The 12,539-nt window shown below is 64.8% G+C and carries 7 protein-coding genes; 5 read left to right on the plus strand and 2 right to left on the minus strand.

Annotation, left to right across the window (positions count from 1 at the left end):
• The 3 genes from trkA to OXG30_05500 all read left to right on the plus strand — a co-directional run.
• Positions 1–1,297, plus strand: a 1,297-nt coding sequence (trkA, locus tag OXG30_05490) for a Trk system potassium transporter TrkA (GenBank protein MCY4134349.1), incomplete at its 5' end; no start/stop codon positions are given.
• Between the two features lie 7 nt (positions 1,298–1,304).
• Positions 1,305–2,609 (plus strand): hypothetical protein, encoded by a 1,305-nt coding sequence (locus OXG30_05495; GenBank protein ID MCY4134350.1) that lies wholly within the window; start codon positions 1,305–1,307, stop codon positions 2,607–2,609.
• 10 nt (positions 2,610–2,619) lie between these two features.
• Complete coding sequence (locus OXG30_05500; protein MCY4134351.1) at positions 2,620–4,200, plus strand: TrkH family potassium uptake protein; 1,581 nt, start codon at positions 2,620–2,622, stop codon at positions 4,198–4,200.
• Here OXG30_05500 and OXG30_05505 read toward each other — a convergent pair.
• Positions 4,184–5,419: a M18 family aminopeptidase gene (locus OXG30_05505; GenBank protein MCY4134352.1), complete on the minus strand. Its 1,236-nt coding sequence runs from the start codon at positions 5,417–5,419 to the stop codon at positions 4,184–4,186. The two genes, OXG30_05500 and OXG30_05505, sit on opposite strands and share 17 nt — an antisense overlap.
• 222 nt (positions 5,420–5,641) lie before the next feature.
• Between OXG30_05505 and gltB the strand changes: the two genes are divergently transcribed.
• Positions 5,642–10,234, plus strand: a complete 4,593-nt coding sequence (gene gltB, locus OXG30_05510; protein ID MCY4134353.1) for a glutamate synthase large subunit — start codon at positions 5,642–5,644, stop codon at positions 10,232–10,234.
• Positions 10,235–10,293: 59 nt separating this feature from the next.
• The gene (locus OXG30_05515; protein MCY4134354.1) at positions 10,294–11,754 is read left to right on the plus strand and encodes a glutamate synthase subunit beta; all 1,461 of its coding nucleotides are present in this window, start codon (positions 10,294–10,296) and stop codon (positions 11,752–11,754) included.
• An 18-nt stretch (positions 11,755–11,772) separates the two neighbouring features.
• Here OXG30_05515 and OXG30_05520 read toward each other — a convergent pair whose 3' ends face one another.
• Positions 11,773–12,456 carry an alpha/beta hydrolase gene (locus OXG30_05520; protein ID MCY4134355.1) on the minus strand — a complete coding sequence of 228 codons (684 nt, stop codon included), beginning with the start codon at positions 12,454–12,456 and terminating at the stop codon, positions 11,773–11,775.
• Positions 12,457–12,539 lie beyond the last annotated feature (83 nt).

Raw genomic sequence — 12,539 nt, forward strand, 5'->3', positions numbered from 1 at the left:
CCAGATTCTGAGCGAGGAGGGCAACACGGTGGCAGTGGTGGAGGTCGACGCCAAGAGGCTGCACGATTTGGCCGAAGACCTCGATGTGCTGGCGGTTGAGGGAAGCGGCTCCCACCCCCACATTCTGCGAGAGGCGGGAATCCGCAAGGCCGACCTATTGGTGGCGGTCACCGCCAGCGACGAGGTGAATCTGGTGGCCTGCTTGTTGGCCAAGCAGCACGGAGTGGGACGCACCATCGCCCGCATTCAATCGCGCAACTTGTGGGAGAAAGACGCCCGTGAACTGCGGGAGGCGATGAAGGCTGACACCATCATCGATCCCGACGAGGAGACCGCCCACGAGATCATGGATTTGCTGTCGTATCCAGGGGCTACTGACGTGACGGTGATGGCCGAGGGCGAGGTGTTCGTAGTGGGGGCCAAGCTCACCCCCGACGCTCCCTGGGCCAACCGGCGGCTGGCTGACATCGCTGAGGAGTACGAGCCCGATTGGGACTTCTTGGTGGCGGTGATCACCCGAGCGGGCGAAACCCGGATTCCCCGAGCCGATACCACCCTGGAGCCCGGCGACCTCCTGCGGGTGGTGTGCAAGCGGCGGGCCAGGGACACGCTGCTTCCGCTTCTGGGCCTAGCGCCGGGCACCCACCGCCGGGTGATGCTGCTGGGCGGAGGCCGGACAGCCGAGATCGTGGCCCGGCGACTGAGCGAGCGCCATGCCGAGGTGGTGCTCATTGAGCGGAACCTGGAGCGGGCCCAACAGTTGAGCGAGGAGCTCGACGCAGTGCTGGTGATCCACGGCGACATCACCGACGCCGAGCTGTTGGAATCCGAGGACATCGGCAAGTTCGACGCGGTGATCGCCCTCACCGGCAAGGACGATGCCAATATTCTGGCCTGCCTGTACGCCAAGTCGATGGGAGCGGACGAAACCATCGCCGTACTCCACAACCTGGCACTGCGCACGCTGCTGCGGGATGTGGGAATCGATGTGGCGTTGTCGCCCCGCACGGCCAGCGCCAACGGCGTGCTCCGCTATGTGCGGGGTGAGGTGGCCCAGGTGGCTACCTACTTGTCGGGCGATTTCGAGATCATCGAGGCCGAGATCAAGTCGGGGTCGGCGGCCGATGGTGCAGTGGTGAACAAGTTGGGCCTGCCCAAAGATGTGCTCCTAGGTGCCTACGTGCGTGACGGAAAACCACAGATCGGCCGGGGCCGCAGCCAGCTTCGCAGCAGAGACCACATTGTGGTCTTTGCCCGTCCCGACACCATTGACGAAGTGAAGCGCTTCTTCGGGTGATCCGTCGATGAGCGACCCATCTCGGGTTCGCTTTCCCTGGCACCGCTCCGCGGTCAGAGTACTGACCACCGTGGTGGCCACGGCAGCCTCATTGGTGGTGATCTCAACCGTCGTCTACCTGGCTTCTGGAGAAATCGACCGGGTCGACGACGCCATCTTCGAGTCGATGGCCGGTTTCACCACCACCTCGCTCACCGTGGTGGACCCCGAGGAACTGCCTGCCTGGCTGCTCGTATGGCGGGCATTGACCCAGTGGCTGGGAGGATTGGGAGGTTTAGCGTTCGCCCTGGTTGTGGTGCCCGCCTTCGGGGGCCAGCGGCGGTTGAGCGAGGTGGCCGAGGGCCGGGGCCGCAAGGCGGTGCTGGCGAGGACATGGTCACACAACACGCAACGAGTGGTCTCAGCCTATGTGGGCTTCACGGTGCTGGTGTTTGCGGCCTACACCGCAGCTGGTATGGGAGCCTTCGATGCTGCCACCTTCAGTCTCACCACGGCCTCCACCGGCGGATTCGCCAACTACCGAGACTCATTCGCCCACTTCGACTCGGCGGCAATCGAGTGGGTTGGCGCCGGGGCTATGGCGCTGGCCGGTGTATCGGTGGCCGCGCTGGTGTGGATGGTGCGGGGGCAGGTCCTGGCTCTGTGGCGATCGACGGAGCTGAAGTTCTACGCCTGTCTGATCCTCGGGGCGACGGTGCTAGTGACGGCTTGGACGTGGACCGATACCGGCGGGGGTGCGGACACCATTCGAGAGTCGTTTTTCGCTGTCACCTCATCGATCAGCACCACCGGCTTCCGAGCTGCTGATTGGGGCCATTGGGTGGCCGCCCCCCAGATCCTGCTGCTGGTGCTCATTGGGATGGGCTCAATGGCGGGCTCGGCCGGGGGAGGATTCCGGCTGCTCCGGGTAATCGAGATCTTTGGCATCGTACGGCGGGAACTGGTGATGCAACTCCATCCCCGGGCGGTGGTCCCAGTGAGGGTATCGGGGGCGGTGGCTTCGGAGGCATCGCTCACCCGGGTCCACAACTTCCAGATCCTGTGGGTGTTGGCCATCGCTTTCGGAGTGTTCGGCATAGCTTCGCTGGGAGGAGATCTGCCCACCGCGGTGTCGGGGTCGATCTCTGCCCTGGCCACAGCCGGACCTGGCTTGGGCGATCTCTCGGGCTTCGCCGACGCCAAGGTGATGGCAGCCCCGGCCCGGGGGATGTTGATTGCCTTGATGTTCTTGGGCCGGCTGTCGATCTATCCGGTGGTAGTGGTGGTCGGCTGGGGTATAGGCGAGATTCAGCGGATGAGGCTGCGGCGATGAGGCTGGGACCATGACCGCGGTGTTGTCGGCGGCCCGACAGGCGAGGGCGGTGGCCAAAGGGGCGATCCTCCAACTGGTGGCAGACCGGCCCTGGAATGTGACCAGCAGAGTGGGGTTCGTGGTCGGGCTGGGCCTGTTGTTCCTGGTGCCGGGGATGCTCTTTGCCACCTTGGTGGAGTGGGGGTCGTCGACGTCGAGCCACGAGGTGGCCTTGGGCTTGGGGGCGTTGATCGCGTTGGCCGCGGGGGTTCTGTTGGTGACGTTCACCCGGCTGGATGAGGACTTGCCACCCGCGTCCGTGTTTGCCGCAGTGGCATGGACGTGGATCGGCTGCTCGCTTTTCGGAGCACTACCGCTGTGGTTCTCGGGCGCGTTGGGAAGCTTCGACAACGCGCTGTTCGAGGCGGTGTCCGGCATGACCGCCACCGGCTCCACTGTGCTCAGCCCTATCGAGGGGACGGGCCGGGGTGTACTCATGTGGCGCCAGATCATGCAGTGGTACGGCGGCATGGGCATGGTGGTGCTGGCGGTGACCATTCTGCCGTTCCTCGGCGTCGGCGGGCTGAGCCTCATCACTGTGGAGGCTCCTGGGCCTACCTCCGACCGACTGGCGCCTCGCGTGAGTTCCACCGCTCGGCGGCTGTGGGCGCTCTACGGCGGCATCACCGTGGCGATAGCGGCTGCCCTGATGATCGCCGGCCTCAGCCTGTATGACGCAGTGGCCCATGCCTTCACCACCGCCGGCACCGGCGGCTTCTCACCCTACGACCATTCCATTGGACACTTCGACAGCACGGCAGTGGAGGCGGTAATGATGGCCGGGATGCTGGTGGGCGGGGTGAGCTTCACCCTCCACTGGCGGGCCATGTCAGGCAATCCCCGGGCCTATGGGCGGTCGTCAGAGTTCCGCACATATTTCGTAGCGGTCGTGGCGGCGGCGGTGGTTATGTCACTGTTGAATTGGGCGGACGACCTGTCCGATTTGCCCAACAGCATTCGCAACGGGTTCTTTGGTGCCATCACCCTGAGCACTAGCGGTGGATTCTCCAATGCATCCAACGCCAATCCGGGAGGTGATTTCGCCGCTTGGACTCCGGGCGCGCAGGCCCTGCTGTTGCCGCTGATGGTCATGGGGGGCATGACGGGGAGCACTGCCGGCGGGCTGAAGGTACTGAGAGCCCAGGTGATGGCGAAGTACATGCGGGTAGGGCTATTGCGGGTTAAGCACCCTCAGGTGGTAGCCCGGGTGAAGCTGGGTCAAATGGCGGTGTCCGAACCGGTGCTTCAGCGGGTGGCAGGGCTGGTGGCCCTCTACGCGCTGTCGGCGCTGGTGGCCACCTTTGTGCTGGCCGCGCTGGGTGAAGACCTGATCACTTCCTCGTCTGGAGCCATCAGCGCGTTGAGCAACATGGGACCTGCTCTAGGCGACGCCGGGCCCACCTCCAACTATTTGGTGTTCAGTCGGCCAGCCCGAGGAGTGCTGATGGCGCTTATGCTCATCGGTCGCTTGGAGTTCTTTGCCATCTTCTTGGTGGCGGTGTCGGCCTACGAGCGAACCCGTCGGCTGGCCCGAGTCAATTTGCGACGCTGAGAAACGCGCTGAGGGCCAGCGCGAAGTCGAGGGGATCCTGGGCGCCGCACATCTCACGGGCAGAGTGCATAGAGAGCTGGGCCACGCCGACATCGACGGTGGTGACACCGGTTGCCGCAGCAGCGAACGGACCAATGGTGCTGCCGCACGGCATGTCGCCGCGGTGAGCATAGATTTGGTGGCCCACCCCAGCCTTCTCGCAGGCAGCGGCGAACGCGGCCTCGCCCACCGCGTCAGTGGCGTAGCGCTGGTTGGCATTGCGCTTGACCACCGGCCCGTCACCCATGGCGATGTGGTGGTCGGGCTCGTGGCGTTCGGGATAGTTGGGGTGGGTGGCGTGGGCTCCGTCGGCCGACACGCACAGAGAACGGGCCAATGCGGGATGCAGGGCATCGCGGCTGCCCGCGATCCGCTCCAGCACGGTAGGCAGCAGCGTGGACGCAGCTCCTTGGGCCGAGGTGCTGCCCACCTCCTCGTGATCGAACAGGCACAGCACCACACTGGGAGGCGAGTCAGCCGGAGCGTCGATCAGGGCCTGAAGCCCGGCCCAGCACGACACTTGGTTGTCGATGCGGGGGGCATGGATGAACTCTTCGTCGATGCCGGCAATGGTCGAGGGTGTGAGGTCGTGGAGCATGGCATCCCAGGCCAGAACCTCATCGGCATTGAGTCCGGCTGCTTCAGCGGCCATTTGAGCGAACTCGCCGAGGGTTGGCACCCCCAACCCCCACACCGGCGTCAAATGAGTCTGGGGGTTGAGTCGGAGCCCGTCTTGATTGACTTCACGGTCGAGGTGAATGGCCAGTTGCGGTACCCGCAGCACCGGTCGGTCAATTCGGAACAGCCGGGTGCCTGAGGATGTGGCCACCCTGCCGGCCACCCCGAGGTCGCGGTCAAGCCAGCTGTTGAGCAGCACACCCCCGTACACCTCCACTCCGAGTTGGCGGTAACCGGTGTGGCCGGTGTCGGGCTGGGGGGCTACCCGCAGGTTGGGGCTGTCGGTGTGGGCGCCGATGATGCGAAACCCCTGTTCGTGGGACCGGTGCCGCCAGGCCACCAGGCTGCCGCCCCGGCACACGAAGCGGCTGCCGGTGGCATCGGCCCATTCCTCAGCTTCGTTCATTTCGATAAATCCGGAAGACCGCAGGACGGCGGCGGCCCGGTCGACCACATGGAACGGCGTCGGACAGGCGTCGATAAAGTCGAGCAGGCTTCGAATGCCGCGGTCTTCGCTTACTTCAGCCACTCCAGCCCCATCATCAACAGGCGATTCCACCCCGTAATCATGCCTCTTGGGAGTCTCCCGAGCAGAACAGACTTGGTAGGAGACTGAACTGCGGCGGTAAAATTGCACCCCTGCCGCTGGCCAATGTCGTCTCGGCGCGCACTCCAAACACGCCGCAAACCCGCTGGAAAGGACGCAATGAGGAACTGGCCGCAGCTGCCACATCCCCAGGGCCTCTACGACCCCCGCAACGAACACGATGGCTGCGGGGTCGGGTTCTTGGTGGATCTGAAGGGCCGACCGCGCCACGAGATCGTATCGGTGGGCTACGGGGCGCTGTGCAACCTCCAGCATCGGGGAGCCCTGGGCGCAGAGGTGAACACCGGCGACGGGGCCGGGCTGTTGATCCAGGTGCCCGATGACTTCTACCGCCAAGTGTGCGACTTCGATCTGCCTCCGGCAGGGCATTACGCCACCGGCATCGGCTTTCTGCCCGACGCTCCGGAGGCCGCCGTCCATGCCCGACAGGCCATGGACGCCATTGCCCAGGAGGAAGGGCTGACCCCGCTGGGATGGCGGGAGGTACCGACTTGTCCCGAAGAGTTAGGGGCCGGCGCGCTGGCTACCATGCCATCGTTCTGGCAGCCCTTCTACAAAGGAGACGGGCTTGACGTCGACGCGCTGCTGCGGCGGGCTTACATCGTGCGCACCCGGATTCGCAACGAGGTCGCCTACGAGACCGATGACCAGGCCGATATCGGCGCACTGGGCTCCAAGACCCGCAAGCTGACCTACGGGTACTTCGCCAGCCTGTCCAACCGAACCATCGTGTACAAGGGCATGCTCACCACGCCCCAGCTCGGCGAGTTCTACACCGATTTGAGCGACACCCGGGTGACCAGCGCCTTGGCCATGATCCACTCCCGGTTCTCCACCAACACCTTCCCCTCCTGGCCCCTGGCCCATCCCTATCGCTTCATCTCCCACAACGGCGAGATCAACACCGTTCAGGGCAACCGCAACTGGATGCGGACCCGAGAGGCGCTGTTGAGTTCGCCCCATCTGCCCGGCGACCTGGAGCGGCTGTTCCCGGTGTGCGCCGAGGGGGTGAGCGACACCGCCAGCTTCGATCAGGTGCTGGAACTGCTGTACATGGGCGGCTACTCACTGCCCCAGGCAGTGCTCATGATGATCCCCGAGCCATGGGAGAACCATGAGTCGATGTCGCCGGAGCTGCGGGCCTTCTACCGCTACTACGCCTCGCTGATGGAGCCGTGGGACGGTCCGGCCGACATCGTATTCAGCGACGGCACCCTTATCGGCGCGGTCCTCGACCGCAACGGCCTGCGTCCTTCCCGCTATTGGGTGACCGACGACGACCTGGTGATCATGGCATCTGAGGTGGGAGTGATGGACGTCGACCCGGTGGCCATCGTGGAGAAGGGCCGCCTACAACCAGGACGCATGTTCTTGATCGACACCTCAGAGGGCCGCATCGTGCGGGACACCGAGATCAAGGCAAAGCTGGCCTCGGCCCATCCCTACGAGCAGTGGTTGGCTGACAATCAGGTGGATCTCGATGACCTGGTCGATCGGCCCTTGCCCGAGCCGGACGAGACTCCGCTGCTGATTCGCCAGCAAATGTTCGGCTACACCCATGAAGAGCTCAAGGTTCTCTTGGCTCCGATGGCCCGAGACGGCAAAGAGGCCCTGGGGTCGATGGGCACCGACACCCCGGTGGCCGTTCTTTCCAATCGGTCCCGGCTGCTGTACGACTACTTCCAGCAGCTCTTCGCTCAGGTGACCAATCCGCCCTTGGACGCCATTCGGGAGGAGATCATCACGGCCACCTGCGGTTGGCTCGGCCCCGAGGGCAATCTGCTCGATCCCCGGCCCGATTCATGCTGTCAGATCTTCACCCCCCACCCAGTTATCACCGACCAGCAGTTGGCCAACATAGTGGAAGTTGACGGACCCGGAGGCCACGACCATTGGTCCACCGAGGTGGTTCCGTGTCTGTATGCGGTGGACGACGGTGGGCCGGGGCTGCGCATCGCCATCCAGCGCATTCGAGAACAGGCCAGCCGGGCCATCAAGGCGGGCAAGAACATCATCGTGCTGTCGGACCGGGGTGCCGACTCCGACTCGGCGCCGATCCCCTCGCTGCTGGCCACTGCGGCTGTGCATCACCACCTCATTCGAGAGAAGACCCGTACCCGAGTGGGCTTGGTGGTGGAGACCGGAGACGCCCGGGAGGTGCATCACATCTGCCTGTTGCTGGCTTACGGGGCTACCGCGATCAACCCCTATCTGGCGTTCGAGACCATCGACCAGATGATCGACGAGAACCTCTGCGGCTTCTCACCCGACGATGACAGGGATCAGGCCCATCGCAACTACATCAAGGCCTGCGACAAGGGAGTGCTGAAGGTCATGTCCAAGATGGGGATCTCCACGGTGAAGTCGTATGTGGGGGCCCAGATATTTGAGGCCATCGGCTTGGGACACCCCATCATCCAGGAGTGCTTCACCGGCACGGTCAGCCGCCTGGGCGGTATCGGATTCCCACAGCTTGCCGAGGAAGTACGGCTTCGCCATCGCATCGCCTATCCGGAGAACCCCGATGAGCGGGCCCACCGAACCCTCGAGGGGGGAGGGGAGTACCAGTGGCGCCGCGAGGGGGAATATCACCTGTTCAATCCCGAAACGGTGTTCAAGCTCCAGCACGCCACCCGAGAGAAGCGCTACGACATCTTCAAGCAGTACACCGAGAAGGTCGACGCCCAGTCAGAGCGCTTGGCCACCCTCCGGGGATTGTTCCGGTTCCGCGCCGGGTTGCGAGAACCGATTCCCATCGAGGAGGTGGAGCCGATCTCCAGCATCGTTACCCGGTTCTCCACTGGGGCCATGTCGTATGGATCGATCTCGGCCGAGGCTCACGAGACCCTGGCCATCGCCATGAACCGGATCGGCGGCAAGTCGAACACCGGCGAGGGAGGCGAGGATCCCGCCCGCTATGTGCCCGATCCCAACGGCGATCTGCGCCGCTCGGCCATCAAGCAGGCCGCATCGGGGCGGTTCGGGGTGACGAGCGAGTACCTGGTCAACAGCGACGACATCCAGATCAAGATGGCCCAGGGCGCCAAGCCGGGCGAGGGCGGTCAGCTTCCCGGCCACAAGGTGTGGCCGTGGATAGCCGAGGTTCGCTATTCCACGCCCGGAGTGGGACTGATCTCCCCGCCGCCCCACCACGACATCTACTCCATTGAGGATCTGGCCCAGCTCATCCACGACCTGAAGAACGCCAACCCCGAAGCTCGCATCCACGTGAAGCTGGTGTCGGAGCTGGGCGTGGGCACGGTGGCTGCCGGGGTGTCCAAAGCTCACGCCGATGTGGTGCTCATCTCGGGCCACGACGGCGGCACCGGTGCTTCGCCGCTTACCTCCATCAAGCACGCCGGCACCCCTTGGGAACTGGGTCTGGCCGAGACCCAGCAGACCCTGCTCTTGAACCGGCTGAGGGATCGGATAGTGGTGCAGACCGACGGCCAACTCAAGACAGGCCGGGATGTGATGATCGCCACCTTGTTGGGGGCCGAGGAGTTCGGGTTCGCCACCGCTCCGCTGGTGGTCATGGGATGCGTGATGATGCGGGTCTGCCACTTGGACACCTGCCCGGTGGGGGTGGCCACCCAGGATCCCGAACTGCGCAAGAAGTTCACCGGTGAGCCCGAATTCGTCATCAACTTCATGGAGTACATCGCCGAAGAGGTCCGCGAAATGCTGGCCATGCTCGGTTTCCGCACTTTGGCCGAGGCCATCGGCCGCGTGGAGTGCCTGGACGTGAGCGACGCAGTGGACCACTGGAAGGCATCCGGCCTCGATCTGTCGCCCATCCTGTACGCCCCTGATATTGATCCTGGCGACGACCGGCACTGCACGCAACCCCAAGATCACGGACTGGACCGGGCACTCGACCAGCAGCTCATCTTGATGGCCGAGTCCGCCTTGGAAGACGGCCTACCGGTGGAGATTGAGCTCCCCATCGGCAACGTGAACCGCACGGTGGGCACCATGCTCGGCCATCAGGTGACGTCCAAGTGGGGTGCCGAGGGCCTGCCCGACGACACCATTCACATCAATTTCTCTGGGTCGGCCGGCAACAGCTTCGGGGCGTTCCTACCGCGGGGCATCACCATGAAGCTGACCGGCGACGCCAACGACTATGTGGGCAAGGGCCTGTCGGGCGGGCGAATCATTGTCACCACCTACCCGCAGGCCCGGTTCGTTGCTGAGCAGAACGTGATCGCGGGCAACGTGATCGGCTACGGCGCCACCAGCGGCGACATCTTCCTGCGGGGGCTGGTGGGGGAGCGGTTCTGCGTCCGCAACTCCGGGGCCGTCGCGGTAGTGGAGGGAGTGGGCGACCACGGCTGCGAGTACATGACCGGTGGACGGGCAGTGGTGCTTGGTCCCACCGGGCGGAACTTCGGTGCCGGTATGTCGGGCGGAATTGCCTATGTGTATGACCCCGACGGCGTGTTCCCCACCAAGGTGAACTTGGAGATGGTGGACCTGGAGTCGCCCGACGACGGAGACCAGGAGTGGCTTCGAGACCGCATCAGCCATCACATGGTGAATACCGACTCCACGGTGGCCGAGCGGATCCTGGCCAACTGGTCCACTGAGGCCGACCGGTTTGTGAAGGTGATGCCCAAGGACTACAAGCGGGTGCTGGGGGCGTTGGCCGAAGCCGAGCGGACCGGCACCGATGCGCAAGCAGCCATCATGGCGGCCTCTCATGGGTAGGGCTAGGCAGGAAGCCCATCGTGAACAGGTGCCGTTTCTGCTCCTGAAGGCCGCTGCCCATGGGTGATGTTCGGGGGTTCCTCAAGCACGGCCGCGAACTGCCGGTGCGCCGGGCGGTGCCGGTGCGGATCAAGGACTGGAACGAGGTCTACCGGGATTTCGATGCCGAGTCGGTACGCACCCAGGCGTCACGCTGCATGGACTGCGGGATTCCGTTCTGCAACAACGGCTGCCCGCTGGGCAACCTGATCCCCGACTGGAACGACCTCGTTTATCAAGACAACTGGCGAGAGGCCATCGAGCGGCTGCACGCCACCAACAACTTTCCCGAGTTCACCGGACGGCTGTGTCCGGCCCCGTGCGAGGCGGCCTGCGTGCTGGGCATCAACGAGGACCCGGTGACCATCAAGCAGGTCGAGGTGGAGATTGTGGATCGGGCTTGGGAAGAGGGATGGATCACCCCGGTGGTGTGCGACGATCGCACCGGTCGCTCGGTGGCGGTGGTGGGGTCGGGGCCGGCCGGTCTGGCTGCGGCCCAGCAGCTCACTCGGGCGGGCCACGATGTGGCGGTGTACGAGCGGGCCGACCGCATTGGCGGGCTGTTGCGCTATGGCATCCCCGAATTCAAGATGGAGAAGCGCCACCTCGACCGCCGGCTGGACCAGATGGAAGCTGAGGGGACGGTATTCAAGGCAGGGGTGAACGTAGGCGTTGACATCAGCGCGGCTGAGCTGACCGAGCAACACGACGCCGTGGTGCTGGCCGGCGGGGCCACCCAATGGCGGGATCTCCCCATTCCCGGTCGAGAGCTTGAAGGCATCTATCAGGCCATGGAGTACTTGCCGCCGTCCAACCGGGTGCAGGAGGGCGATCTGGAAGAGCACCCGTTCTCAGCCGCTGGAAAGCATGTGATCATCATCGGCGGGGGTGATACCGGCGCCGACTGCCTGGGAACCGCCCACCGCCACGGGGCTGCCTCCATCCACCAGTTCGAGATTCTGCCCCGCCCCCCCGACGAGCGGGACCAGTCCACGCCGTGGCCCACATGGCCGCTCATGTACCGGTCGTCGTCGGCCCATGAGGAGGGGGGCACCCAGGTCTATGCCATCAACACCGTGGAGTTCACCGGGTCGGGCGGCAAAGTGGAGGCTTTGCGCACCATTGATGTGGAGCAGTCGTTCGAGGGCGGGCGGATGACCTTCAACCCGGTCGAAGGCACGGAGCGTGAGTTCAAGGCCGACCTGGTGCTGTTGGCCCTCGGCTTCACAGGACCCGAGACCGGCGGTTTGCTCGAGGAGTTGGGGGTGGAGATCACCGACCGGGGCAACGTGGCCCGAGACGAGAAGTGGATGAGCTCGGTGCCTGGCGTGTTTGTGGCCGGAGACATCGGCAGGGGTCAGAGCCTCATCGTGTGGGCCATCGCCGAGGGTCGGGCCTGCGCCGCCGCAGTTGACGAATATCTCAGCGGCGACACCCTTCTACCCGTCCCCCTGGTTCCGACCGCACAGCAACTCCGCTGAACTGGCTCGCCTTTCGGGCTAGAACGGTCGGGCGTCGAGGAAGTCGAGCGCGGCGTCGATGAAGTCGAAGGACTTGGGGGTGGCGAAGTGGTCGACGCCCCGAAGGACGACCAGGCCGGCGTCGGGGAGGGCGTCGACCAACTGGTCGGCGGGGTAGGCAAAGTCCTTGTCGCCCACCACAACGAGGGTGGGCACGGCGACATCGGCCAGGCAACCGGTGTCGAAGGCGGTGCGGCTGGCTAGAAGGGCAGCGAGTGCTTCTCGGTCGGCCTCGGGATCGTCGGCCAGGGTGGAGAAGTGGAGCGCTTCGGGGTTCTCGGGATCGGGCTCGCCAGTCACGGCGTGAAGGATCATGCGGCTTTGGCCCTCATCCCGTTCGAACAGGTTCTTGCCCACCCCGGACACCACGAGCCGGTGGAATCGCTCCGGGGCCTTGGAGGCGATGGACAACAGGGTGTAGGCCCCCAGTGAGAACCCGATGGCGTCGATGGGTTCGTCAGGGAAGTGGTCGATCACGTGCTGTTCGAATTCGGCGTAACCCTTGGGATGGTGGGGTTTGGGGGCGCTCCCATGACCCATCAGGTCAATCCGAATGACCTCTCGGTCCGCATCGGCCAGAAGGTCGAACCAGGCGTTGTCCCCCCAGGTCCTCCGGGCCGAGCCGGCCAGCCCGTGCAGCAATGCAACCGCGGGTCCGCTCACGGCGCTCAGACTAGTAATGGGTGGGGAGCAAATAGCGAAGCGCCGGAGAAAAGCAGGAGGCCCCGAGTAACCTCCCGGCCGAA

The organism is bacterium (assembly GCA_026708015.1).
Lineage (GTDB): Bacteria > Actinomycetota > Acidimicrobiia > Acidimicrobiales > Bin134 > Poriferisocius.